This is a genomic window from Azospirillum agricola (assembly GCF_017876095.1).
In the GTDB taxonomy this organism is placed as follows: Bacteria; Pseudomonadota; Alphaproteobacteria; order Azospirillales; family Azospirillaceae; genus Azospirillum; species Azospirillum agricola.
On record NZ_JAGINM010000003.1, the window covers coordinates 101,666 to 127,084 of the forward strand.

General features: G+C 71.2%; 22 protein-coding genes. 6 read left to right on the plus strand and 16 right to left on the minus strand.

The features are described from left to right. Positions 1-16 precede the first annotated feature (16 nt). Positions 17-985, minus strand: coding sequence for a TauD/TfdA family dioxygenase (locus tag J2847_RS04885; RefSeq protein ID WP_209777427.1), 969 nt, complete (start codon positions 983-985; stop codon positions 17-19). Positions 986-1,264: 279 nt separating this feature from the next. Between J2847_RS04885 and J2847_RS04890 the strand changes: the two genes are divergently transcribed. Beyond that, the gene (locus J2847_RS04890; protein WP_209777429.1) at positions 1,265-2,371 is read left to right on the plus strand and encodes a hypothetical protein; all 1,107 of its coding nucleotides are present in this window, start codon (positions 1,265-1,267) and stop codon (positions 2,369-2,371) included. A gap of 15 nt (positions 2,372-2,386) precedes the next feature. Here J2847_RS04890 and J2847_RS04895 read toward each other — a convergent pair whose 3' ends face one another. Beyond that, positions 2,387-3,700 (minus strand): glycoside hydrolase family 3 N-terminal domain-containing protein, encoded by a 1,314-nt coding sequence (locus tag J2847_RS04895; protein WP_233474317.1) that lies wholly within the window; start codon positions 3,698-3,700, stop codon positions 2,387-2,389. A 5-nt stretch (positions 3,701-3,705) separates the two neighbouring features. Next, entirely contained in the window at positions 3,706-5,064 is a 1,359-nt protein-coding gene (gene creD / locus J2847_RS04900; RefSeq protein ID WP_209777433.1) for a cell envelope integrity protein CreD, read from the minus strand. A 141-nt stretch (positions 5,065-5,205) separates the two neighbouring features. Between creD and J2847_RS04905 the strand changes: the two genes are divergently transcribed. From J2847_RS04905 to J2847_RS34780, 3 genes are all read left to right on the plus strand, one after another. Continuing rightward, positions 5,206-5,898 (plus strand): response regulator transcription factor, encoded by a 693-nt coding sequence (locus tag J2847_RS04905; RefSeq protein WP_209777434.1) that lies wholly within the window; start codon positions 5,206-5,208, stop codon positions 5,896-5,898. Then, complete coding sequence (locus tag J2847_RS04910) at positions 5,895-7,502, plus strand: sensor histidine kinase (RefSeq protein WP_209777436.1); 1,608 nt, start codon at positions 5,895-5,897, stop codon at positions 7,500-7,502. Before J2847_RS04905 ends, J2847_RS04910 begins: the two co-directional genes overlap by 4 nt. A gap of 135 nt (positions 7,503-7,637) precedes the next feature. Further along, complete coding sequence (locus tag J2847_RS34780) at positions 7,638-10,499, plus strand: autotransporter domain-containing protein (RefSeq protein WP_209777437.1); 2,862 nt, start codon at positions 7,638-7,640, stop codon at positions 10,497-10,499. A 78-nt stretch (positions 10,500-10,577) separates the two neighbouring features. Here the strand turns inward: J2847_RS34780 and J2847_RS04920 are convergent, their stop codons facing one another. The 11 genes from J2847_RS04920 to J2847_RS04970 all read right to left on the minus strand — a co-directional run bounded on the left by J2847_RS04920 (position 10,578) and on the right by J2847_RS04970 (position 22,247). Next, positions 10,578-11,993 carry an FAD-binding oxidoreductase gene (locus J2847_RS04920; protein ID WP_209777439.1) on the minus strand — a complete coding sequence of 472 codons (1,416 nt, stop codon included), beginning with the start codon at positions 11,991-11,993 and terminating at the stop codon, positions 10,578-10,580. 1 nt (position 11,994) lies between these two features. Continuing rightward, positions 11,995-12,717 (minus strand): ABC transporter ATP-binding protein, encoded by a 723-nt coding sequence (locus J2847_RS04925; RefSeq protein WP_233474294.1) that lies wholly within the window; start codon positions 12,715-12,717, stop codon positions 11,995-11,997. Further along, positions 12,710-13,498: an ABC transporter ATP-binding protein gene (locus J2847_RS04930; RefSeq protein ID WP_209777440.1), complete on the minus strand. Its 789-nt coding sequence runs from the start codon at positions 13,496-13,498 to the stop codon at positions 12,710-12,712. Before J2847_RS04930 ends, J2847_RS04925 begins: the two co-directional genes overlap by 8 nt. Beyond that, positions 13,495-14,502, minus strand: a complete 1,008-nt coding sequence (locus J2847_RS04935) for a branched-chain amino acid ABC transporter permease (protein ID WP_209777442.1) — start codon at positions 14,500-14,502, stop codon at positions 13,495-13,497. Before J2847_RS04935 ends, J2847_RS04930 begins: the two co-directional genes overlap by 4 nt. Beyond that, on the minus strand, positions 14,499-15,377 hold the full coding sequence (locus J2847_RS04940; protein WP_209777444.1) for a branched-chain amino acid ABC transporter permease: 879 nt from the start codon (positions 15,375-15,377) through the stop codon (positions 14,499-14,501). The genes J2847_RS04935 and J2847_RS04940 overlap by 4 nt, the downstream gene beginning before the upstream one ends. Positions 15,378-15,599: 222 nt before the next feature. After that, positions 15,600-16,730 carry an ABC transporter substrate-binding protein gene (locus J2847_RS04945; protein ID WP_209777445.1) on the minus strand — a complete coding sequence of 377 codons (1,131 nt, stop codon included), beginning with the start codon at positions 16,728-16,730 and terminating at the stop codon, positions 15,600-15,602. 59 nt (positions 16,731-16,789) lie between these two features. Beyond that, positions 16,790-17,653: an isocitrate lyase/PEP mutase family protein gene (locus J2847_RS04950; protein ID WP_209777447.1), complete on the minus strand. Its 864-nt coding sequence runs from the start codon at positions 17,651-17,653 to the stop codon at positions 16,790-16,792. Next, positions 17,637-18,185: a 3-isopropylmalate dehydratase small subunit gene (locus J2847_RS04955; protein ID WP_233474295.1), complete on the minus strand. Its 549-nt coding sequence runs from the start codon at positions 18,183-18,185 to the stop codon at positions 17,637-17,639. Before J2847_RS04955 ends, J2847_RS04950 begins: the two co-directional genes overlap by 17 nt. Positions 18,186-18,193: 8 nt before the next feature. Beyond that, positions 18,194-19,450 (minus strand): 3-isopropylmalate dehydratase large subunit, encoded by a 1,257-nt coding sequence (locus J2847_RS04960; protein ID WP_209777448.1) that lies wholly within the window; start codon positions 19,448-19,450, stop codon positions 18,194-18,196. A gap of 25 nt (positions 19,451-19,475) precedes the next feature. Next, positions 19,476-21,074 carry an FAD-binding oxidoreductase gene (locus tag J2847_RS04965; protein WP_209777450.1) on the minus strand — a complete coding sequence of 533 codons (1,599 nt, stop codon included), beginning with the start codon at positions 21,072-21,074 and terminating at the stop codon, positions 19,476-19,478. A 249-nt stretch (positions 21,075-21,323) separates the two neighbouring features. Next, positions 21,324-22,247 carry an MBL fold metallo-hydrolase gene (locus tag J2847_RS04970; protein WP_209777451.1) on the minus strand — a complete coding sequence of 308 codons (924 nt, stop codon included), beginning with the start codon at positions 22,245-22,247 and terminating at the stop codon, positions 21,324-21,326. A 216-nt stretch (positions 22,248-22,463) separates the two neighbouring features. Here J2847_RS04970 and J2847_RS04975 point away from each other — a divergent pair, with 216 nt between their 5' ends. Continuing rightward, on the plus strand, positions 22,464-23,348 hold the full coding sequence (locus J2847_RS04975; RefSeq protein ID WP_209777453.1) for an IclR family transcriptional regulator: 885 nt from the start codon (positions 22,464-22,466) through the stop codon (positions 23,346-23,348). 138 nt (positions 23,349-23,486) lie between these two features. Here the strand turns inward: J2847_RS04975 and J2847_RS04980 are convergent, their stop codons facing one another. After that, on the minus strand, positions 23,487-23,684 hold the full coding sequence (locus tag J2847_RS04980; protein ID WP_209777454.1) for a hypothetical protein: 198 nt from the start codon (positions 23,682-23,684) through the stop codon (positions 23,487-23,489). An 8-nt stretch (positions 23,685-23,692) separates the two neighbouring features. Beyond that, a complete protein-coding gene (locus J2847_RS04985) occupies positions 23,693-23,881 on the minus strand; it encodes a hypothetical protein (protein WP_209777456.1) in 189 nt (62 codons plus the stop codon). A gap of 139 nt (positions 23,882-24,020) precedes the next feature. Here J2847_RS04985 and J2847_RS04990 point away from each other — a divergent pair, with 139 nt between their 5' ends. After that, a complete protein-coding gene (locus J2847_RS04990; RefSeq protein ID WP_233474296.1) occupies positions 24,021-25,409 on the plus strand; it encodes an MFS transporter in 1,389 nt (462 codons plus the stop codon). Positions 25,410-25,419: the final 10 nt, after the last annotated feature.

The following is a 25,419-nucleotide window of genomic DNA, read 5'->3' on the forward strand; positions in this document are numbered from 1 at the left end:
ACCGGGGGAGCCGGCGTCAGACCAGGGCGCTGTGGGGATCGCTCATCGCCACCACCACGCGCCGCGCCCCGGTGAAGGGGGTGCGCCCGTGGGAATAGCGCATGTTGTCGATCAGCAGCACATCGCCGGCCAGCCAGGGAAAGGCCAGGGTCTCGGCGGCGAAGGCTTCCCGCACCGCCTCCAGATCCGCCGACGCGATGGGGCCGCCGTCGCCGTGGAAGGCGTTGCGGGGCAGATCGTCCTCGCCGAACATGGCGATCATGGCCTCCTGCAACTCGGCCGGCAGGCTGGAGATGTGGAACAGGTTGGCCTGGTTGAACCACAGCTCCTTGCCGCTGCCGGGATGGAGGGCGGTGCCCTGGCAGACATGGGAGGTGCGCAGGCGGTCGCCGCCCAGCCACGCGAAGTCCATGCCGTTGGCCCGGCAATAGGCCTCCACCTCGCCCGGAACGTCGGTCTGGAACACCGTCTGCCAGGGCAGGTCGACGCCGTGGCCGTAGTTGCGCACGTACAGGACGCCGCGCTCGCGGAAGCGGGCCATGCGTTCGGTTCCGATGCGGGCCGTCACCCGCTCCATGTCGGCCAGCGGCGTCTCGCCGCCGGTCGCCGCCGGCACCACGCACTGGAAGGCCAGCAGCATCGGCCAGTCGCGGTGATAGGCCATCTCGCAATGCTGGGGAATGGTGTGGTTGGCCGGGTATTCGGTGGTGGTGTAGACCTTGCCGTCGACGCGGGTGCGCGGCGTCGACTGGTTGACGTAGGTCAGCAGGTCTTGTGAAAAGAGCGAGAGGAAATCCTCCAGCCCGGCCACCGGCCGCGCCTCGAAGCCGCGCAGCAGCACCGCCCCGCGCTCGGCCAGCAGCGCCCGGATCGCGTCGCGGCGCCCGTCGGCCCAGGCGATCAGGTTGGTTCCGTCCGCCGGCGGCGTGACGACGGCGATGGACGATCCCGCAAACAGATCACTGACGGTCAACCCGCTGCTCATGGCCCGCTCCCATTGGTTGTCGATGGGCGAGTGTTTTTCGGATACTCGGTAATCGTCAAGATTTGTCGCAGTGTATGCGACAATAAATCATTGAATTCTGGGCGGATAAATCTTACGAATACATATGAACTCATGAAAAATGCAAGTATTGATGGCCGCTGTGGCGGCGGGTTCCGACCCCGGCCGGCTGCGGCACCCAGCCCGGCGGCCCATCCGCTTGAAGAGCGTTCCGGGCGCGACCATGGTTGAAGGGGGAGGCGGCGGAGGAACGGATCGGGCATGGCCGGAACGCGTGGAATTGGACGGGACGAGAGCGCGGCGATCCTCGCGGAGGCCCGCCGCATCGTCCTGGACGGCGACCGGGGGGCGCTGGCGCCGCCGGCCTCGCTGGCGGGTCTCGCGGAGGTCCTGGCCGACCGCTTCGATGAGACCTACACGGCCGAGCGCGTCGTCGATCTGCTCGATCCGGCGCATTGGCGTTCGCTGCGGAGGCGTCTCGCCGGCGAGGGCGCCGAGGTCTGGTTGCCGGCGGATGTCGCCGCCCGGCTGAAGGAGATCGCCGACGAGCCCGCCGACGCGATCCGCATTCTGCTGGAGGGCCGGCCGGGCCCGCCCGAGCCGGGCAGCGAGGAGCATTGCCGCAGCCGGCTCTGCGCGCCCCGGATTCGTCTTTCGGATCCCGGCCGCTGGGCATGCGCGGCCTGCGGGCTGGAAGGGGATGTCCAGCGGCCGTTCAACCCGGTGATCCGGGAGCGGCTGGCCGGCGAGCAGGACCGCATCGGCGATCTGCACGCGCTCGCCGCCGGAATCTACGAAACCTGGGGAGCGGGGGAGCGTTTCACCCTGGCGGAGTGCGCGGCGCGCCGTCCGCCCGGCGTCCGGGCCGACCGCGACCGGCTCAAGAGCCTGCTCGCCGATCTGGTGCAGGCCGGGCTGGTCGAGGAGGCGCCCGGCCCGCGCGGCGGTGCCGGCTGCCGGGTTCTCGACGAGCCGCCCGACTGGATCGCCGACGCCCTCGCCGAGCGCCGCGAGCAGCGCGCGGCGGAGGCCCGCTTGCGGGACGACCGGGCCACGGCGATCCGGCGCGCGCTGGAGGAGGGGCTGACCCACACCACGCCCGCAGGCGAGGTTGTCGAGGTCGCGCAGAGCGAGCGCGGGCTGGAACTCCGGTTCCCGGCGATCCCGTCCTGGGAACTCCGGGAGGAGATGAAGCGGCAGGGGCACTGCCGCTGGGACGGCCGCCGGCGCCGCTGGTGCCGGGCGTCGCCGGTCGCCGTCGTCGAGCCCTGGCTGGCGGCGGCGCTCGACGCCGGGGCGACGGTTGCCCCCCTGGGGACGGCGGACCCCGACGCGGAGGATTGGGCGCAGCCGGATTGGCCCGACTGACGCGCCGGTGGAGGATCAGCGCTCCGGCTTCGCCGCCACCTTGGCATCCGCATCCGCATCCGCCGGGGCCTGCGGCAGCCGCGCGCGGCTCGCCGCCAGCATGGCACCGTCCAGTTCGCCACGCTTCCCGGCTTCCAGGGCGCAGGCCATGGCCCGGTAGAACTGGCGGCCGTCGAAGGCCACCAGCAGGTAGTCGACGCCGGCGTTCAGCGCCTCGGCGACCGCCCGGCACAGCCCGTACTGGTAGACCGGCGTCATCACCAGATCGTCGGTGACGATCGGCCCGTCGAAGCCCCAGTCCCGCCGGATCACCCCGTCGATCACCAGCCGCGAATGGGAGGCCGGCCGGTCGGGATCGATGGCGGCGACGATCGCGTGCCCGACCATCAGCAGGGCTTGCGGGTCGTCCGCCAGCAGCTGGCGGAAGGGGCGCCAGTCCGTCTCCTCCAGCTCCGCGCGGGATTCGCGGATGGCGGTCCGGAAATGGTGGGTGTCCCGACCGGCGCGGCCCAGGCCGGGGAAATGCTTGACCGTCGGCCGGACACCGGCCTCCGACAGCCCGGCGGCGTAGGCGGCGGCGATCTCGGCCACCACTTCCGGGTCGTCGGCGATCGCTCGTTGCGTGATCCGGCTGTTGAAGTCCAGCGGATCGCGCGGACGGTCGTGGCGCAGGTCGAGCACCGGCGCGAAGTTGACGGTCACGCCGACCGACGACAGGTCCCGCCCATGGCCGGCCCCCAGGGCGTGGGCGGCGGCGCGGCGCTCGTCGGGCGGCAGGCCGGCCAGCGTGGACAGGGCTGGCCGGTGCGGCAGCCAGGGCGACAGCCGCGACACGATCCCGCCCTCCTGGTCGGCCGTCACCGTCAGGGGCGGCAGTCCGGCGCGCCGCCGGATGTCCTGCAAATGGCGGATCTCCGCGCCCAGCGCCTCGGCGGTGCGGCCGGCCAGATTGCGGCGGGTGACGAAGAGGCCGCCGATCAGCCCGTGGGCGGCCAGCGCCTCGACCTCATCGACCCGCCGGTAGCCGACGATGAAGTGCCGCCCCAGTTCGAGCGCCAGAGGCCCGCGCGCCGCCAGCACCGACGCCTTGCGCGTCTGGAACACGGCTTCCGCGCCGAGGGCGGACAGCGGCACCGCCCCCCACAGCAGGGCGAGCAGGAGGCGGTGGCGGAGCCCACGCTGCGCCCGGCCGCGAAGCTGGACCAGCAGGCCGCACAGCCCGGCCGCCACGATCGCCGGCAGCGACCAGCCGCGCACCGGCACCATGTAGGGGTCGTGGATGTTGGCCCCGGCGAAGGCCAGGACCAAGCCGCCCAGCCACCATGTCATGGTCCTCACGGCCGCTCTCCCCGCCAGTCCACGCGCTGGGTGACCGCCATGATGACCGACAGGGTCAGGAACAGCGCGACAGACCCCGCCAGCAGCGCGTAGCTTTCCAGGCTGAGCAGCACGTAGAGGAAGCCGAACAGGCCGGACAGGACCACGGCGAAGATCAGGGTGGACAGCAGCCGGCGGGTGACGGCGGCGGTGTAGGCCGTCGCCTGGCTCAGGACGAGGCCCGCGCTGATCCAGTAGCCGGCGGCGTAGCCCAGCGGCTCGGCGAAGGACACCAGCAGCAGGGCGAACAGCGTCATCGACAGCCCGAGCAGGCCGTACTGGACGACGTGGATGCGCACCGCCGACAGCAGCTCGAACAGCGCGTAGACGGTGAAGGACAGGACGATGAAGAGCAGCGCGTATTTCGACGCGCGGTTGATCATGCGGTAGGTGGGGACCGCTTCCAGCAGGGTCACGCCGATCGAGGGAAGGCAGTCGGGGTCCGGCGTTTCCGAGAGCCGGACGGTGGACCAGAGCTGCGGCCTCGAGAAATCCAGCATGCGCCAGCGCGCCTCGAACCCGTCGTCGGTCACGGTCGGGTCGGCGGGCAGCACGCTGCCGGTGAAGCTCGGCGTCGGCCAGGGGGCCTTGACGACCGCCGTGGTCTGCCGGCTGTACACGCTCTGCCGGAAGGCTTCGGTTCCGCGCAGCGTCACCGTCGCCTGGAACGGGATCTCGGCGTTCGCGGCGGCGGTGGCCGCCGTCAGCGCCGGGCGGGCGACGAGCGGCGCGTCGCTGCAATCGCCGGCGTGGGGAACCAGCTCGTAGCAGGCCCGCCAGGGGAGCGTCCGGCCGTCCCAGACGATGCGGTCCCCGGCCGTCATGCCCGTCAGCCCCGATGCTTGCAGCAGGACGACCGCGTCCTCCCAGAAGACCGCGCCGCCGGGGCCGGTGATGGCCTCCAGATCGGCGGCGGACGGGATCGCCAGCGTGCCGGTCATGTCCAGGGTCGTGGTGTAGACGATGGCGGAGAACAGGCCGCGCTTCTTCCGTTCGGGGGCCAGCACGGCCTGCGTGGACAGCTCGCGGGGGGCGATCTTCAGGTAGCCGCCGGTCTTGCCGTGGGCCGCCGTGTAGGGCACCGCCAGGACCGGCGCGTGGACGGTCTGGGCCGGGCTCCAGCTCCGCATGATCTCGGCCCGCATCTCGGCCTGCCGTTCCTCGCGCTCGTGGATGATTCCCGCGATCGGCACGCTTGCCAGCAGGGTCGCGAGCAGCAGCCCGGCGACTTGCAGGACCTTCGCGGGCCGGCGGCGTCGGTGCGGGGGGAGCGGAGCGGCGGGCGCCATCGGCGGATCGGGCGGCGCGGTCGTCATGAAGGACTCTCCGGGAGACGGTTGGAGGGGACAGGCCCGCACTGTGCCGCCGTGCCGTGCCGTGGCGATGACGCGGCCTTGCAGGGACGGAGGAAACTCCGTGCAGAACTTGTGCAGGGGATCGGGTAGAGTTGCGCCGCCATGCCCAAGACCCCCAAGATCCTGCTGATCGACGACGATCCCCACATCCGCGACATCGTCCGTTTCGCCCTGATGCGCGAGGGCTTCGCCGTGGTCGAGGCGGAGGACGGCGCGCGCGGGCTGGCGCTGGCCGCCGGCGAGGCTCCCGACCTGATCCTGCTGGACATCGCCATGCCGGAGATGGACGGCACCGAGGTCTGCCGCCGGCTGCGCCGCGACAGCCGGGTTCCCATCATCTTCCTGTCGTCGCGCGACGACGAGATCGACCGCATCCTCGGCTTGGAGCTGGGCGGCGACGACTACGTCACCAAGCCCTTCTCCCCGCGCGAGCTGACGGCGCGGGTCAAGGCGGTGCTGCGCCGCGTGGCGCCGCCCGAGCCGGCGGTTTCCGAGCCGGTTCTCCGCCACAACCGCCTGCGGCTGGAGCCGGAGGGGGTGCGCGCCTTCTGGGACGGGACGGAGGTGACGCTGACCGCCACCGAATTCGGCCTCCTGCGCACGCTGGCCGAGCGTCCGGGCAAGGTGTTCAGCCGTGACGCCTTGATGGACGGCGCCTACGCGACCGAGCGCTACGTCGCCGACCGCACCGTCGACAGCCACATCCGCCGGGTCCGCGCCAAGTTCCAGGCGGCGGGCGGCGCGCCGGTCGAGACCGTGCACGGGCTGGGCTACAAGCTGTCGGACTGCCGATGAGGCGGCCGTCCGGGCGGCGCCTGTCCATCGGAACGGTGCTGCTGGTCATGACGCTGGCGGCGCTGGTGCTGCCGCTGAGCGGGCTGTGGATCCTGCGCCTCTACGAGAGCGCCCTGATCCGCCAGACGGAATCGGAACTGATCGCCCAGGCCGGCGTCATCGCCGCCTTCTACCGCGACGGCTGGCGCCGGGCCGGCGGGTGGCCGGAAGGGCTCGGGCCGCCGCTCGACCCGCCCTGGACACGCCCGCCGGGCTTCGAGGCTCCCTGGACGCCCCGCTTCGCCGCGCTGGATCTGGCCGAGGATCCGGTGCTGCCGGCCGCGCCCGACCCGGTTCCGGCGCCCTCCGCGCCGGACCCCGCCGCCGTCGCCGCCGGGGAGTCGCTCGGGCCGATCCTGCGCGAGGCGCAGCGCGTCACCCTGGCGGGGATGCGGGTCACGGACCGCCAGGGAATCGTCGTCGCCAGCACCGGCGAGGAGCTGGGGCTCGCGCTGGACGGGCAGGAGGAGGTCCGCCGCGCCCTGGCCGGCGAGCCGGCCAGCGTGCTGCGCGAGCGCTCGGGCACCCGCGTCGGGCTCGACGGCGTGGCGGTTCCCGACCGCAGCCGGTCGCTGCGGGTCTTCACCGCCCAGCCGGTGCTCGATTCCGGCCGCGTCGTCGGCGTCGTGCTGCTGTCGCGCACGCCGCGCAGCCTTTCGGACACCCTGTACGGCAAGCGCTGGCACCTTGTCGGGATGACGCTGCTGCTGCTGGCGTCGGTGGGGTTGCTGGCGCGGCTGGGCACCGTCGCCATCGCCCGGCCGCTGCGGACCGTCACCGCGCTCGCCAAGCGCACGGCGGACGGCGAGCGCGGCGTGATGGTCCCGCTGCCGCGTCCCGTGGTGCGCGAGGTGGCCGAGCTGTCCGACGCGCTGACCCGGATGGCGGCGACGCTGGAGGAGCGGGCCGACTACATCCGCGACTTCGCCGCCCACGTCTCGCACGAGTTCAAGACCCCCCTCACCACCATCCGGGGCACCGTCGAGCTGTTGCGCGACCATCTCGACAGCATGCCCGCCGCCGAGCGGGACCGTTTCCTCGCCAACATGGATTCCGAGGCCGAGCGGCTGTCCCGGCTGGTCCGCCGCCTGCTCGAACTCGCCCGCGCCGACGTGATGACGGTGGCGGAGGATGCGGCGACCGACGCGGTGCCGGTGGCCGCCCGTCTGGCCGGACGCCACGGCGCCGAGACGTCGCTCCCGGAGTCGCTGCCGGTCGCCATGGGGCTGGAGGCCCTGGAGAGCGTCCTGGCGAACCTGATCGACAACGCGCGGCGCCACGCCGGTCCGGACGCGCGGGTCGCCGTCACGCTGCGCTCCGAGGCGCGGCCCGAGGGGGAGCGGGCGGTCCTGCTGATATCCGACGACGGGCCGGGCGTCTCGCCGGCCAACGCCGAGCGCGTCTTCAACCCCTTCTTCACCACGGCACGCGGCCACGGCGGCACCGGGCTCGGCCTCACCATCACGCGCGGGCTCGTCGAGGCGCATGGCGGAACCATCGCCTTGCTGCCGGCCGAACGCGGCGCCCTGTTCGAGGTCGTGCTGCGCCGCGCCGGTCCTCTGTGATCTTCGGGCCACGCGGTGGCGGTTCCGTGATTCGACGGGAACCACCAAGTGTTGCAGAACGCGGAAATGCGCTACAACGCCGAAGATGCGTTCGACACGCAATCATTTTCAAAATCCAGGGATCGAAACACGCCGATGACCACGCCGGACCTTTTCCTCCGTGGCCGCCTGGGCTGGCTGGGCGGGCTGCTTCTCGGCTCGACCGCCCTGGTCGCGGCAACCGCCGCCGCGCAGACCGCCGCGCACTCCACGGCCGCGGGCTTCGAGGACGCCGAATACCGCGCGGACTGGGGCTTGGCGGCGATGAACGCCTCGACCGCCTACGCGCGGGGCTTCACCGGCAAGGGTGTGCTGGTCGGCGTGGTCGACACCGGCATCGAGGTCACCCATCGTGAATTCGTGGGCAAGCTCGATCCGCGTTGGGCCAACTTCATGCTCAGCGACCTCAACGGCGATCCCGGCGATCCCAAGGATGTGGATGGGCACGGCACCCACGTCGCCGGCACCGTCGGCGCGCGGCGCGACGGCGCCGGCATGATGGGCGTCGCCTTCGATTCGCGCATCCTGGCGCTGCGCGGCATCCCGGCGTCCCCGCCGCTGGAGGAAACGGCGCTTCCCGGAACGCCGTCGGCGACCACGGCGGCCGCCATCGACCGTGCGGTGGCGCTTGGGGCGAGGATCATCAACGCCAGCTACGGCCCGTCCTTCGGCGATTCGCGGGAGGGGGCTCCCCTGCTGTCCACCACCCCGTTCGGACCGGACGACGTGACGGAGTACCAGGCGCTGCTGCGGGCGGTCCGGCAGGGGGTGATCCCGGTCTTCGCCGCCGGCAACGAGTTCGAGGGCCAGCCGATCGTCGCCCGCAACCCGACCAGCGCCGGCCTGCTGCCCTATGTCAGCCCGGCGACCAAGGGAGACGGCGTCTACCAGATCATCAACGCGGACGAGACGCCCAGCGCGGCGACCCATGATTTCAGCGCGCTGAAGGGGAGGCTGGTGGTGGTGGTCGCCACCGACCGCAACAACGTCATCGCCGATTTCAGCAACCGCTGCGGCGTCACCGCCGACTGGTGCGTGGCCGCACCGGGGGTGGACATCAACTCGACGGTCCCGAACGGGGGGTACGACCGGCTCGACGGCACCTCGATGGCCGCGCCCCACGTGGCGGGCGCCTTCGCCGTGCTGGCCGAGGCCTTTCCCGACCTCGCCGCGACCGAGCTGATCAAGACCCTGCTGACCACCACCACCGACCTCGGCGAGCCGGGCACCGACGCGGTCTACGGCCGTGGCCTCGTCGATCTCGGCAAGGCGTCGGGCGGCCCCGGCGAGATCGCGGCGGACGGCTTCCACGCCACGGTGGCGACCCGCGACGTCACCTTCTCCAACGACATCGGCGGGACCGGCGCGCTGCTGAAGGACGGCGGCGCCCGTCTGACCATGACCGGCCGCAACAGCTACGCCGGCGGCACCCGCGTGGCGGCGGGCACGCTGACGCTGAACGGGTCTCTGGCCAGCGCGGTGCGGGTCGATCACGGCGCGCGGCTGTCCGGCAGCGGGACCATTGGCGCCGGTCTCGTCAACGACGGCACCGTGGCGCCGGGCAATTCCATCGGGACGCTGACGGTGCGGGGCGACTATGTCCAGCGGGCCGGCGGCCGGCTGGCGCTGGAGGTGGACGGGACGCGCGGCGACGCGCTCGCCGTGGGGGGCGACGCCGTGCTCGACGGCGCCATCGACGTGGCCATCGTGGACGGTGCGAAGGTCGGGAATCTCGACCTGCGCGTCGTCAGCGCCGCCGGAACCCTGTCCGGCCAGCTCCAGGTCGGTGGCGTGACGCCTTTCCTGCGGGGCAGCGCCCTGTCCGGCGCCCACGACGTCACGCTGTCGCTGCGCCGCGACTTCGCGCTGCCCGCCGACACGGCCAACCAGCGGGCCGTCGCCGGCCATCTGAACGCCTCCTACCTCACCGGCGCGCAGGGCGATCTCGACCGCGTCTTCGAAGCGCTCGACGGGCTGGCCGGCGCGGAGGAGGGGCAGCGGGCGCTCGACAGCCTCTCGGGCCGCGAGCTGGCCTCGCTTGCCGTCGCCGGCCGGCACGCCCAGACGCTGTTCGCGCAACGGATCGGCGACCGGCTGGCCCAGCGCCGCGCCGGCCTGACCGATCCCGCCACCCCGTCGCTCTGGCTGTCGGGCATCGGCGGCCTGTCGAACACCCGGTCCGACGGCAACGGGCCAGCCCTGCGCAGCCGTGCCGCCGGCTTCGCGCTGGGCGGCGATCACGCCGTCACGCCGGATCTCGTCGGCGGCTTCGCGGGCGGCTACACGCGCGGGCGCCTGACCTCCGGGGAGGCGCGCGGCGACACCACGGCGTGGCACGCGGCGGTCTACGGCACGGCGACGCTGGGATCCGCCTTCGTCGACGGGCTGGTCGGCTACAGCCGCGGCGAAACCGACGTCAAGCGGCGGATCGCCGTCGGCGCGCTCGACCGCACCGCCACGGCGTCGCCGGCCTCCGACGGGGTGGGCGCCGCGATCGAGGCCGGGACGGCGCTGGCGTTCGGCGCCGTCACCCTGACGCCCTCGGCCCGGCTCGACTGGCAGCGCGTCGCGGTCGACTCCTTCACCGAGCGGGGGGCGGGTTCCGCCGGCCTCTCGGTGTCGCCGAAGGCGTACGATCTCCTGGCGCCGTCGATCGGCCTGTCGGCGCGCACCAGCCTGGAGGCCGGCGACACGCTGCGGGTGTCGCCGCAGGCCCGTGTCCGCTGGCAGCACAATCTGGGCGACGCGGCGCCCGGCATGAGCGCCGGGCTGGTCGGGGCGCCGGGCGCCGCCTTCGCGGCGGAGGGCAGCCGGCCGGGGCGCGACGTGGGTCTGTTCGGCGTCGGCCTCGACGTCGCGGGGGAGCAGGCCCTGCGCGTCAATGTGGGTTACGACCTGTCGGTGTCCCGCCACCAGACCGGCCACAGCGTGACCGCCGGTTTGAAATACGCGTGGTGACGGGAACGCGCCGCCGGTTCATGGCGGGGCGGGCCGCTTGACCAGCGCGGCCGGCCGGGGGGCTGGGGATGCCGCGCCCTACAGCAGCTTGCCCGGATTGAGGATGCCCTGTGGGTCGAACAGCCGCTTGATTCCGCGCATCAGCGCCATTTCGGCCGGCCCCTTGAGGTCGGCGAGGGACGCGCGCAGGCTCTGGCCGATGCCGTGCTCGGCGCTGATGGTGCCGCCCAGCTCCACGGCGCGGTCATGCACCGCCGCGTTGATCGCGCGGACGATCGGCTCCAGCGGCTCGCCGGAGGTCCGCAGCGCCTCGGGCAGGATCACCACCAGATGGATGTTGCCGTCGCCGATATGGCCGACCGCGACGATCCGGGCGTCGGGCCGCAGCGCCGCGACCGCCGCGCTGGCGCCGGCGACGAAGGCGGGGATTTGCGCGATGGGCACCGCCGTGTCGTGGCCGACGACGATGCCGCTCTTGCGGTTGGCCTCCGACACGCCGTGGCGCAGCTTCCACAGGGCGGCGGCCTGGGTCCCGCTGCGGGCGACCAGCGCGTCGGCGGCGGTGCCGTCCTCCAGCGCGCCGCCCAGAACCTCATCAAGCCGATCGGCCAGCGGCTGGCCGGGCAGCGTGTCGGTCACCTCGGTCAGCAGATACCAGGGCGTGCGCGTCTCCAGCGGGCGGATTGTGCCGGGGACATGGGCGAGCACGGCGGCGAGCTGGCTTTCCGACAGGATCTCCGCCGCGGTGACGCGGTCGCCGAGCGTGGCGCGCAGCCGGGCGAAGACCTCCAGCGCGCCGTCGAGGCCGGGCAGGGCGGCCAGCGCGGTGCCGCTGCTTTTCGGGCGCGGGAACAGCGTCAGCACGGCGGCGGTGACGATGCCGAGCGTGCCCTCCGCCCCGATCAGCAGATGCTTCAGGGCGTAGCCGGTGTTGTCCTTGCGCAGCGGGCGCAGCCCGTTCCACAGCGTGCCGTCGGGCAGCACCGCCTCCAGCCCGAGCACGAGGTCGCGCATCGGGCCGTAGCGCAGCACGGCGGTGCCGCCGGCGTTGGTGGCGATGGCGCCGCCGATCTGGCAGCTCCCCTCGCTGCCGAGACTCATCGGGAACAGCCGGTCGGCCGCCTCGGCCGCCGCCTGGACCTGCGCCAGCGTGCAGCCGGCCTCCACCGTCACGGTGTCGCCGGTGCGGTCGAGCGCGCGGATCCGGTTCATCCGCGTCAGCGACAGCACCAGCGCCGTTCCCGAGGCATCCGGGATGGCGCCGCCGACGACCCCGGTGTTGCCGCCCTGCGGCACCAGCGGGATCCGCCGTTCGGCGCAGAGCCGGACCAGCGCCGCCACCTCCGCCGTGTCGGCCGGGCGGACGACGGCGAGCGCCGCCCCCCGGTAGCGCCCGCGCCAGTCGGCCAGGAAGGGCGCCATGTCGGCGTCGCCAGTCAGGACATGGTCCGGCCCGACGATCGCCCGCAGGCAGGCGATGAGGCTGTCCATCATCTCACAGGCCAAGATAGGCGGTCTTGATGCGCGGGTCGGCCAGCAGGGTGTGGGCGGCCTCCTCCATCACGACGCGGCCGGTCTCCAGCACATAGGCGCGGTCGGCCAGCCGCAGGGCGAGGTCGACCCGCTGCTCGACCAGCAGCACGGTGATGCCGGCGCCATGCAGGTTCCTGATGGTGTCGGCCAGCGTGTCGACCATGATCGGCGCGAGGCCGAGCGACGGCTCGTCCAGCATCAGGCATTTCGGGTTGGCCATCAGGCCGCGCGCGATCGCCACCATCTGCTGCTGGCCGCCGCTCATCGTGCCGGCCTTCTGGGCGTGGCGCTCGGCCAGCACCGGGAAGAGGTCGTAGACCCAGCGCAGCCGCTCGGGGAACCCCATCTCGCCCGGCCGGCCGCGCAGGGCGCCCAGTTCCAGATGCTCCAGCACCGTCATCTCGGGGAACAGCAGCCGGCCTTCCGGGACATGGACGAGGCCGCGCTCGATGATCTGGTGGGGCGCCAGCCGGTCGATGCGCTCGCCCTCGAAGCTGATGCTCCCGCCCGACGCGCGCAGCAGGCCGGAGATCGCCTTCAGCGTCGTCGTCTTGCCGGCGCCGTTGGAGCCGACCAGCGTGACGATCTCGCCCGCCTCGACGCTGAGCGACACGTCATGCACCGCCTCGCGGTGGCCGTAGCTCACTTGCAGCTTTTCAACTTGAAGCATCGGGGGCTTAAGCATCGACCGTCTCCCGTCCCAGATACACGCGGATCACCTCGGGGTCGTTGAGCACCTGGGACGGCGGCCCCTCGGCGATCTTCACCCCGTGGTCGAGCACGAACAGCCGGTCGCAGACGGCGGCGACGACGCGCATGTGGTGCTCGACCAGCAGCACGGTCACGCCGCGCGCCCGGATGCGGCGGATCATCTCGACCAGCCGTTGGCCCTCCTCCGGGTTCATGCCGGCGGCCGGCTCGTCGAGCAGCAGCAGGCGCGGCTGGGCGGCCAGCGCGATGGCGATCTCCAGCCGGCGCTGCTCGCCGTAGGACAGCGCGTCGGCCAGCACGTCGGCCCGGTGGTCGAGGTCGCAGAAGGCGAGGTTCTCCATCGCCCGGCGGTGCAGATCGGCCTCCTCGTTGCGATAGGCCGCGGTGCGGAAGACGGCGGCGCCCCAGCCGGCCTTCGTCGTCCGGTAGGCGGCGCTGCGCACGTTGTCGAGCGTGCTCAGGCTGGGGAAGACGCTGGTGATCTGGAAGGTGCGCGAAACGCCGCGCTGGCCCATGGCGTGCGACGGCAGCCCGGTGCAGTCGGCGCCGTCGAAGCGGATGCGCCCGGCCGACGGCGGCAGCGAGCCGCCCAGCATGTTGAACAGCGTCGTCTTGCCGGCGCCGTTCGGGCCGATCAGCCCGACCACCTCGCCGGCGCGCACCGACAGGTCGACGTCGCGCACCGCCGTCAGGCCGCCGAACACGCGGGTCAGGCCGCTGACCGAGAGGATTTCCGCGTTCATGGCCGTGCTCATTTGGCGCCTCCTTCGGCGTGGCGGGGACCGCGCCAGCGGCTCCACAGGCTGACCAGACCGCCCGGCAGGAAGACCACGGTGCCGGTCAAGAGGGCGGCGAAGACCACCATGCGCAGCGGCCCGGCGACGCGCAGCGATTCCAGCAGGCCGATGTAGACCAGCGCCCCCAGGATCGGCCCGGCGATGGTGCCGCGTCCGCCGACGACGACGACGATGATCAGCGCCGCGACGTTGTGGACGCCCATGATGTCGGGGGTGATGACCTTGATGTAGTGGGCGTAGATGGCGCCGCCGACGCCGGCGATGGCGGTGGCGACGACGAAGCCGAGCAGCTTGGTGTGGAAGACGTTGACGCCGAGCGAGGCGGCCAGCGGCGCGTTCTCGCGCACGGCGATGAAGGCGCGGCCGGTGCGGCTGTTGACCAGCGCATGGCACAGGAAGGCGACGATCAGCACCAGGGCGAGCACGAGGTAGTAGGTCTCGCGCGCCTCGGCGAAGGTGATCGGCCCCAGCGACAGCGGCGGGATGTTGGAGATGCCCATCGGCCCGCGCGTCAGATCCACCCAGTGGTTGGTGACGGTGTAGAGGATCGAGCCGAAGCCGAGCGTCAGGATGGCGAACTGCGGCCCGACGACGCGCAGCGCCGCGTAGCCGATCACCAGACCGAACAGCGCCGCGACGATGCCGGCCAGCGGCAGCCCGATCAGCGGCGGCAGGCCGAGCTGGGTCGACAGGATCGCCGAGGTGTAGGCGCCGACGCCGACGAAGGCGGCGTGGCCGAAGGACAGCTCGCCGAGATAGCCGATGATGATGTTGAGGCTGAGCGCCAGCAGCGCGTACAGCATCCACAGCACCAGCAGATGCTCCAGATAGGCGTTGCCCGCCAGGAAGGGCAGGACGCCCAGCAGCAGCGCGCCGCCCGCGAGCCCCAGCGTGCCGCCGGGAATGCCGCCCGGAACGCCGGCGGCGGTGCCCCCGGTGGGGGCGGTGGTGTGAGTGCTCATCGCAGCCCCCTTGCCGTGCTGAACAGGCCGTTGGGGCGCCACAGCAGGACCGCGATGATCATCGCGTAGCCGATCGCCTCCATGAAGCCGAGGGAAATGTAGCCGCCGCCCAGCGATTCGATGACGCCGAGCAGCAGGCCGGCGAACAGCGCGCCGGTGACGCTGCCGAGCCCGCCCATGATCACCACGATGAAGCCCTTCAGCACCGCCCAGTTGCCGATGGTCGGGAAGATCATCACGGTCGGGCCGACCAGCGCGCCGGAAAGGGCGGCGAGGCCGCAGGCAAGCGCGAAGGTGTAGCTGTGGACCAGCCCGATGTTGATGCCGGTCAGGGCGGCGCCGTCGGGATTCTGCGCGGTCGCCCGCATCATCTTGCCGAAGCGCGAGTAGCGGATGAACAGATAGACCGCCACCAGCACTGCGACGGCGGCGCCGAACACCAGCACGCGCTGCTGGGTCAGGGTGACGGTGCCGATGTCGAGCACCTCGTCGGCGAAGGGGCTCTCGACGTATTTCGGGTCGGCGCCGAACAGCAGCTCGCCGCTGTTGGCGATCAGCAGGGCGAGGCCCAGGCTGGAAAGCAGGATGGTGAACTCGTGGTCGCGGCGCAGCGGCCAGAAGATCAGCTTGTTGGCGGCGACGCCGAGCGCCGCCACCACCACGGCGCCGAGCAGGGCGGCGGTGATGTAGTCCAGCCCCAACAGGGTTCCGGCAAAGTAGGTGAGGTAGGCGCCGAGCATGTAGAACTCGCCATGGGCGAAGTTCACGATGCGCAGCACTCCGAAGACCAGCGTCAGCCCGGTGGCGATGAGCACATAGGCCATCCCGTTGACCAAGCCGTTCGCGATCTGCTGGGCGAAGACGGTGACATCCATGGAGGTGGGAACCTTCCCTTGTCGGGGTGCCGGAGGGACGGAGCGAGAAGCCCTCTCCCGCCCCGGGAGAGGGAGGGGACCCGCCGCGCAGCGGTGGGGAGGGTGAGGGGCTATCGGGGCATGGATTGAAGCCGCACGCCCGATCGCCCCTCACCCTTCCCATGCTCCGCATGGGCCCCTTCCCTCTCCCGGGGCGGGAGAGGGAGACGGCACGGCCGGTCGTCAGTCGCGGACGGCGACGATCTGCTTGCTCTTGACCTGGACGAGGTGGATCGGCTGGGTCGCCTGGCCCTGGTCGGAGAAGCGGACGTTGCCGAGCACGGTCGGGATCTCGTTCGCCTTCAGATAGGCGGCGATCTTGTCGTAGGCGCGCGGATCGCCGCCGGTGCCGGCGATGCCGGCCGCGATGACCTCGACGCCTTGCGCGCCGAGCGCCGCGATGAAGGAGGGCTCGTTCTTGTAGGACTTGCGGTATTCCGCCAGCCACGGCTTCATCGAGGGCTGGCCGTTGTCCTCGACGAAGGGCGAGGCCGAATAGACGCTCTCCAGCGAGTTGCCCGACAGCTCGACCAGCTTCGGGTTCATGTTGCCGGCCGAGGCGATGACCTTGCCGCGGAAGCCGGTCTGCCGGACCTGCCGGTAGATGGTGGCGCCCTGCGAGGTGTTGATCGCCGCCACATAGATGGCGTCCGGGTTCATCGCCTTCAGCTTGGTCAGCGCGGTGGTGAAGTCCGTGTCGGTGCGGTTGTAGAACTCGTGGCCCTTCACCTCGATGCCGCACGCGCCGAGCAGCTTGGTGTAGTTCTCAAGCTCCAGCCGTCCCCAGTCGTCGTTGACGTTCATGAAGGCGACCGACTTCGGCTTGATCTGGTTGCAGATCGCCTTGGAGTAGAAGCTGGACATCATCGCCGATGTGGCGTTGAGGCGGAACAGGTACTTGTGGCCTTCTTCCGTCACCTTGGGGTGCTGCGAGCTGGTCATCACGGTGATGATCTTGTCGCGCGTGACCTCCTTCATCGACAGCGCCACGGCGCTGAACCAGCCGCCGATGATGAAGTCGACGTTGTCCTGCTCGATGGCGCGCTTGGCGGCGCTGACGCCGTCCTCGGGCGAGCCCTTGTCGTCGTAGGTGACCAGCTCCAGCTTGCGGCCGGCGACGCCACCCTTGGCGTTGAGGATGGACACCGCCGCCTGGGCGCCCTCCAGGCCGAGCTGGCCCTCGAAGGCGCCGGTGCCGCTCATCGGCCCGATGAGGGCGATGCGCACCGGCGGCTGCTGGGCCTGGGCGCCGGCCAGGGGAGCGAACAGGGCGAGGGCGGCCGCCGCCGCAATGAGATCGCGCCTTCCGAGCATGGTTTCCTCCGTTGATTGTCGCTTTGTTGAGTCGGGCCAGTGGGATGAGGCCGGCGCGTTCAGGCGCTCTTGAGATACTTCTTCTGCAGCTCTTCGATTTCCGGGAAGCCGATGAAGTCGATGAAGCTGTTGTGGTCGGTGACCGGGCGCGGCAGATCCTTCGTCGAACGCCGCTGCGCCAGAGCCGCCAGATTCTCCTTCAGCGCGGAGGCCACCGTCATCAGCGGCACCAGCGCGTAGGTCGCCATGCCGGCGACCTCCTCGACCTCGGCCGGCGACAGGTCCTTTTCCAGCCAGCCCAGCAGTTGGAGGGACAGCGGCACGCCGACCGCCTCGCGCATCGCGCGCAGCCCGTCGATTGAGCTGAAGCATTTGCTGATCGGCTGGATCATGTCGGCGCCGGCCTCGGCATAGGCGCGGCCGCGCTTCATCGCCTCGGCCGGATCGACGGCGTCGGTGCGGGCGACGATCAGCATGTTGGGATCCCGGCGGGCGGCGACGGCGGCCTGGATCTTGGCCACGCCCTCCTCCAGCGGGATCACCTCGACGCCGCCGACGCAGATCGGGCAGCGCTTGGGCGCCACCTGATCCTCCATGATGACGGCGGAGACGCCGGCCGCCTCGAACTCGCGGATCGTGCGCATCACGTTGATGGCGTTGCCGTAGCCGGTGTCGATGTCGGCGATGACCGGCAGCTTGACCGCCGAGACGACGTTGCGCACCACCGTCAGGTTTTCCGACATGGTGTAGAGCTCGGCGTCCGGCTGGCCGAGGAAGGAGGCGGAGACGCCGAAGCCCGAGGTCATCAGGGCGTCGAAGCCGGCCTGCTCGATGAAGCGGGCCGACAGCGCGTCGTAGGCGCCGGCCGACCAGACGGTCTTCCGCGCGAGAACGCGGTTGCGGAACTCAGGCCCCCTGGACATGCTCGCTTCCTTTCCGTTCGCGTTGTTCAGCAGCTTGGCGTTTCAGGTAGGGGACGAGGCCGCCGGCCTCGATCATCTCGGCGTCCGACTGCGGCGGCGGCTCGAAGGCGATCGTCGTCCCCTGGGTGACGTTGCGGATGGTGTGGGTGGTCCAATCCACCTCCAGCTCGTCCCAGCGTTGGACGAAGCCGAGGATTCCGGGGCAGCTCACCTGCGGGAAGCCCATGCTGATCTCGCCGCGCCAGTAGCCGGGCGAGAAGGATTCCGCGATCACCCCGGCGATGCCGAGATGGCGCATCGCCTTCATCGGCGGGTAGTGCGGGTGGCCGTAGCCGAAGTTGCCGGCCCCGACCAGCAGGTCGCCGGGCTTCACCTTGGCGGCGAAATCCGGGTCGTAGGGCTGCATGGCGAGCTTCGCCAGCTCCTCCACGTCGGTGATCTTGATGTTCTTGACGCCGACGATCTGGTCGACGTCGAAATTGACCTCGTCGAAGATGTAGGCGACGCGGCCGCGCAGGGGGGTCAGCGCCATGGCGGGCCTCACAGGTAGGGGCGCGGATCGGCGATCCGGCCCTCGATGGCGGAGGCCGCGACGACGGCGGCGTTGCACAGGTAGATCTCCGAATCCGGGCTGCCCATGCGGCCGCGCACGTTCAGCGTCCCGGTGGACACCGCGCGCTGGTTGGCGGTCATCGTCGCGATGCGGCCGAAGCAATAGTCGCAGCTCGGCGAGGAGACGAAGGCGCCGGCCTCCACCAGGGTGGAGATCAGCCCCTCGCGCGCCGCCGCCGCCATCAGCTCCTGGCTGGTCGGGATGATGTGCAGCGAGACGCCGCCCTTCACCTGACGGCCGCCGAGGATCCTGGCCGCGACGCGCATGTCCTCCAGCCGGCCGGACGCGCAGGAGCCGAGATAGCCGGCCTGGATGTCGAGCCCGAGGAAGTCGGTCAGGTCGCGGGTGTCGGCCGGGGTCGGCGGCACCACGACGATCGGCTCCAGCGCCGACAGATCAACCTCGTGCACCGCCGAGTACTCGGCGTCCGGGTCGCTCGACACCGGGTCGAGCCTCTTGCGCGCGCGCGGCAGGGCGTAATCGAGCCGCACCGGGTCGGGGTTGACGATGGCGGTCAGCGCCCCGGTGAACATCGCCAGACCGGTGATGGTCTGGAGACCTTCCGTGCTCATCGCCGCCGCCGCCGGCCCGCCGATTTCCAGAACCTGGAAGCGGCAGGAGCTGGGGCCGAGCACGCGGACCAGATGGTGAAACACGTCGCGCGCCATGACGCCGGGCCGCAAAGACCCGTGCAGGTTCACCCGCACGGTGTGCGGCACGCGCAGCGACACGGTGTCGCTGACGAAGGCCTCCAGCACGTTGCGGCGCAGCCCGATGGCGAGCGTGCCGAAGGTGCCCAACTGGCTGACATGGCCATCGAAATGGACGGCGAAGGCGCCGGGCGTCGCGTAGCCGACCTCGCAGGCGACCTGATGGCCGATGCCGCGCCGCTCGAACAGCGGCACATTGTTCTCCGCGCACCAAGTGCGGGTGTTGATGTGCAGCTCCTCTTCCTTGGCGGTGGCGGTCGGCACCATGTGGTCGATGAATATGCCGAAGCGCTCCGGCTCGGCGACCCGCTCGATGCCGAAATCCTCCTTCATGGTCTTGAAGTAGACGTCGGTGTAGCCGGGGAAGTCGTAGGCGAGGACGAAGTCCGGCTTCGCCTTGATGTCCTGGCCGGCGCGGACGGCGGGCAGTCCCGCCGCGCGCGCCAGGATCTTCTCGGTGATGGTGTAGCCCATGGCGGCGGTCTCCGTTCCGGTGCGCTCAGTCGAGGCCGAGTGCGCCGGGGTTCATCAGGCCCTGCGGGTCGACGGCGCGCTTGACGCCGTCGAGCAGCGCCCAGGTCTCGGGCGAAAGGATCTCGCGGAAGGGGTAGTCGCGGGCGACCTGCCAGCTGATGCCGCCAAGCCCGGCGTAGAGTTCCTGGGTGGCGCGGCGCAGTTCCGCCACCGCCTGCCGGGTCGCCGGGTTCGCCTTGCGGTCGCGCCAGGGGCGCACCACCTCCTCGCCCAGGCTGGCGGCGTGCAGCGGGGTGATCTCGTCGTCCCAGTAGAAGGCCGGCTCCAGGAAGAAATCGTTGCCGACCGTCATCGTCATCACCGAATAGATGATGCCGTGCGTCTCCATGAAGGCGCGCTTCTCCGCGAAGAAGGCGTCGTTCGCCTCGATCACCTTGGCGGCGTCGCCGAGCGGAAAGACGGCGTGGATGGGAACCCAGCGCTGGCCGTCGCGCCCCAGCATGCCGCGCACCGGCCCGAAGGGCTTGGAGCGCATCACCTTGGGGACGCTGTTCTCGATCTCGCTGCCATGGCGCTTGCCGATGGCGCGCAGCGTGTCCAGCGAATGGCGCAGCTCGCCGTCGGTGCGCCCCTCCACCACCAGATGGAGGGTGAAGTTGTGGGCCTTGAGGAAGGCGGTGCCGGCGGTCGCCACGCCGAGCGCGTCCTTGGCACCCTGGAGCAGCGACTTGCCGCCCATGGCGAGGTTGCCGAGAGTCTTCAGCCCGTCCGACAGCTTGTTGACGCTGGCCGAATGCTCGATCTTGGTGCGGTCGATGCCGAAGCCTTCCGAGACGCAGCGCGAGCGCGCCATCTCGACCTGGGCCGCGGCCATCGCCTGCATGGTCTGGAAGCCGAAGGACAGGAAGTCCACCTTCTCCGGGCGCGGGTAGAGGCGCAGCGTCGCCGCGACCTTCAGCCCCATCGCCCCGTTGTCGCCGAGGAAGATGCCGGTCAGGTCGGGCCCGCCGAAGCGGTTGAAGGGCTTGGCGCCGACGCGGCCGCCCGATCCGGTGGTGACCTTGCGGCCGTCGGCCAGCACCACGGTGACGCCGAGCACCGTCTCCGCCACCGTGCCGTGGACCCCGGAGCCGAAGAAGGCGCTGTTCTGCGACAGGGCGCCGCCGATGGTGGCGTTGATGCCCGACAGCGGCCCCCAATAGCCCGTGCGCAGGCCGGTGCCCTCCAGCGCCTCGTTCAGCGCCGCCCAGGTGCAGCCGGTCTCGACCGTGACGTATTGGTCGGCGGTGTTCAGCTCGACGACGCGGTTCAGCTTGCGGCCGTCGACGACGATCGAGTTCGGGTGCTTGGGCAGGTAGCCCTTGGTGTAGGACATCCCGCCGCCGCGCGGCACGATGGCGACGCCGGCCTTGGCGGCGGCGGCCACGGCGGCGGCGGCCTCGTCGGCCGTGCGCGGCAGGACGATGGCGAGCGGGGCGACGCCCGGCTGCCAGAAGACGTCGTTGGCGTAGAAGCTGCGGCTCTTCTCGTCGTCCAGCACGGCCTCGGCGCCAAGGGCGGCGCGCAGGTCGTCAAGCAGGGTGGCCGGCAGGGTGGCCGAGCCTTCGAGGGCGGCGATGCTCATCGAAATGTGCCTCTGCGTCAGAGTGTCGAAAAACTCGGGTCGTTGGATCAGCGTGATGACGTGGCGGTGGCAACTTGGCCCTCTCCCCCCGGGGAGAGGGTTGGGTGAGGGGGAGGCATCGCGTGCCGCAAACCGGAAGCTGTGGCTGAGTCGGTCTTTTTCCGCCCTTCCGGCCGTAACGCCCCCTCACCGGGGCCTGCGGCCCCACCCTCTCCCCGGGGAGGAGAGGGTTAAGTTTGCGGACAGCGCTCACACCGTCCCGTTCAGCGGCTCGAAGCGGAAATCCTCGCCGCGGCGGCGCACGAAGCCGGTGTGCGGCGCGCCGAAATGGGCGGGGAAGACCAGCGCCTCGCGGTCGGCCGCGAAGTCCAGCAGGCGGCGGCGCGTCGCCACCGCTTCCGTCTGGTCCTCGCAGAAGCGGCTGTTCCAGTTCGGCCGGGTGATCTGCATCGGCTGGTGCAGGCAGTCGCCGGTGAAGACCGCGGCGTGGCGGTCGGACTCCAATTTGACGAAGAGTTGCCCCGGCGTGTGGCCCGGTGCCAGCTCGACCTCCAGCCCGTCGAGGATGCGGTCGCCGCTCTCGATCAGCTCGACCTGTCCCGCCTCCCACACCGGCATCACGCTGTCCTCCATCACCGGGCCGTTGCCCGGCATGGTGACGAGGCCGCCGGTTGGCGAGCGCCAGTGCGCGAACTCCTTGGCGCCGTAGATGTAGCGGGCGTTGGGGAAGGTCGGCACCCAGCGGCCGTCGACCCACTGCGTGTTCCAGCCGACATGGTCGATGTGCAGGTGGGTGTTGATGACCAGCGTCACCTCCTCGGGGTGCACGCCGGCCTCCTTGAGGCGCTGGAGGTAGGGCTTGTCGAGCATGTGGAAGCGCTCGAAGCCCGGCGTGTCGCGGTGCTTGCCGTTGCCGCAGCCGGTGTCGATCAGGATGACGTGGTCGGCGGTGCGGATGAGCCAGGAATGCATGCTCGACATCAGGCGGCGCGACGCCGGGTCGAGGAAGTTCGGGGCTGCGAGATCGGGATCCGCCTCGAAGATGGCCTCCTCATAGGCCGGGAACAGGAAGGCCGGATCGAAGCCCGGCGTCAGCATCTCCTCGATCCGCGTGACCGTGAAGGCGCCCAGCGAAATGGTGTGGGGGGTCTGGGTGTGGGCGATGGTGGTCATCCGCCTCCCCTCCTGCCGTTTGTTCTGTTTGTTCGCAAAGGAAACCATTTGCCATGAAGAGTGTCAACAGGCAAATATGGTATCACTCTGCAACACCGATGAGCGGAACCGACATTGGGCTTGCACAACGGGGCGCGACGAACGAATGCTACCGGAACGGGATGAAACCGACCGGTTCGGGACCCGGCGGCTCGCCATCCACGAGAGGTTTTGCGTATGGACAAGGATCAGGACGACACCCAGGGCGCCGAGCAGGCCACGGAACAGGGGGCGGAGCAGGGGACGGAAAAGAACGGGCTGAGCGTCCGCGCCGTGTCCCGCGCGCTCGCCGTGCTGCGCAGCTTCTACCAGGAGGGGCCGTCGCTCTCGCTGACCGAGGTCGCGGGGGCGGCGAAGCTCGACAAGGGCACGGCGCGGCGCATCCTGCTGACGCTGGTGCAGGACGGCTTCGCGGTGTTCGACGCGCAGACTCAGAAATACAGCCTCGGGCTGGAGATCCTGAAGCTGGCCGGGGTGGTGCCGGAGCGGCGCGATCTGCGGCAGATCGCCGCCACCGTGCTGTCGCGGCTGGCCAAGGCCACCGGCAGCACGGTCTTCCTGTCGGTCTATCACGACGGCGCCGCCATCTGCCTCGACCAGTTCCACAGCGACCGCTCGGTCGAGGTGCGCTGGTGGATCGTCGGCGGGCAGCTGCCGATGAACTGCGGCGCCGCCCCGCGCGTGCTGCTCGCCTATCTGGAGCAGGAGGAGGTGGCGCGGGTGCTGGCGCGCGGCACCACCCGCCTGACGCCCTACACCACCACCGACCCGGCCGTGCTGCTGGAAGAGCTGGAGACGGTGCGGCAACGCGGCTGGGCGGTGGCGGTGGACGACGTCTACGAGGGCCTGTCGGCCATCGCCATGCCGGTCTTCGACCCCGACGGCGCGCTGGTCGCCTCGGTGAGCCTGACCGGCCTGACGCCGCACATCATCCGCAACGGCCAGCCGGCCTTCCTGGAGGAACTGCGCGGCGCGGTGCGCGACATCTCGGCCAACCTCTACCCTGGTCGGGTGCCGCCCCTGCACCGGGCGGCGCGGGCGCAGTCGGCGCTCGGCGATTGAGACGGCAACGGCCGGAGCGATCGCTCGCTCCGGCCGTCGTATCGCTGCGCGACACTGATTTCGGTGAATGGACTTTGGCCGCTCCGGCCACGCTCCCGGCCCTTTACCGTCCGGCGGGCGAGGGGCGAAGGGTTTCCGTCAGCTCTTGGTCCGGGGATCGTGGGTGTGGTGGATGTCGCGCTCCCCGCCGCCGCCGGAGATGTGGCTGCGCTCGGTGTTGGTCGGCTCGCCGGGGCGGGGGTGCTTCTCGGCGGGGGGCTGCGGCTTGTCGGCGTTCTGCTGGCTGCTGCCGGGGCCGCCGTGATGGCGGTCGGTCGCCTCGTGTCGCTTCGTCATGATGGCTCTCACCGGTCCTGTTGAAGGCCTTGATGGGTGGTGTTCTGGGCGGTGTTGCCCTGACGGTCCTGCTCCTTCAGGTTCGCCGGCGGCGAACGGTTGTCGGCCGCCGTGTCGGCCGGGGCGCTCTCCGGCACGCCGGCCGGACCCTTGTCGCTGCGTCCGGCGGGCGGGACGGGGGGGATGTGCTTGGTCATCGAAGCCGCTCCTGCGGTGGAAGACAGTGCCTCTCCAACAGGGGCTCGACGGGGCGGGTTCCCCGTTCCGCCGCCGCAACGCTTGCATGCGAAGAAATCGGGAGGGTGGAGAATGATCCGCCCCTTATGCTCCCGGCCCATGCCGCACAGCCCATCGCCCGCCCCATCCGCCGCCGTTCCCGCCGCCGACGGCCTTCCGGTTCCGCAGCGTTACTGGGCGATGGCGGCGATGACGGCGGCGCTGGTCATGGCGGTGCTGGACGGCGTGGTCGCCACCATGGCCCTGCCGACGATCCAGCGCGAATTCGCCATCGACGCGGCGCAGTCGATCTGGGTGGTGAACGCCTACCAGATCGCCGTCACCATCTCGCTGTTCCCGCTCGCCTCGCTGGGCGACATCCTGGGCTACCGCCGGGTCTACTGGGGCGGGCTGGCGGTGTTCACCGTGGCGTCGCTGGCCTGCGCGCTGGCGGATTCGCTGCCGCTGCTGACGGCGGCGCGGGTGCTCCAGGGACTCGGCGGCGCCGGCATCATGAGCGTCAGCCTCGCGCTGGTCCGCCATATCTACCCGACGGCCCAGCTCGGGCGCGGGGTGGGCTACAACGCGCTGATCGTCGCGGTGACGACGGCGGCGGGGCCCAGCGTCGCGGCGCTGATCCTTTCCGTCGCCTCCTGGCCCTGGCTGTTCGCCGTCAACGTGCCGATCGGGCTGGCGGCGCTGGTGGTCGCGGCGAAGGCGCTGCCGCACTCGCCGCGCTCTGTCCACAGCTTCGACACGGCGGGCGCCGCGCTGAACGCGCTGACGCTCGGGCTGGCGATCCTCGGCTTCAAGGGGCTGGATGGCAGCCAGCCGCACTGGATGACCGGGCTGGAGCTGGCCGGTGCCCTGGCCTTCGGCGTGGCGCTGGTCCGGCGCGGGCTGTCGCAGGCGGCGCCGCTGCTGCCGGTCGATCTGCTGCGCCGGCCGGTCTTCGCCCTGTCGGTGGTGACGTCGGTCTGCTCCTTCGCGGCGCAGAACATCGCCTTCGTGGCGCTGCCCTTCTTCTTCGAGGACGTGCTGGGGCGCAGCCAGGGCGACACCGGCCTGCTGATGACGCCCTGGCCGGTGGCGGTGGCGCTCGTCGCCCCGCTGGCCGGACGGCTGGCCGACCGCTACGAGCCGAGCCTGCTGAGCGGCGCCGGGCTGGCCCTGTTCGCCGCCGGGCTGGCGTTGATGGGGGCGCTGCCGCCCGACCCGGCCTTCTGGGACGTGGCGTGGCGGATGGCGCTGGCCGGCTTGGGCTTCGGCCTGTTCCAGACGCCCAACAACAAGGTGCTGGTCAGCAGCGCGCCCAAGGAGCGCAGCGGCGGGGCCAGCGGCATCCAGGCGACCGGCCGGCTGCTCGGCCAGACGCTGGGAGCGGCCGCCGTCGGGCTGCTGTTCAGCGGGCTGGGCAAGGCCGACGGCACGGTGTGGTCGATGGCGCTGGGCGCCGGCCTGTGCCTCGTCGCCTGCCTGACCGGCAGCCTGCGCCGCCGCGTCCGCTGAGCGGCGGCGC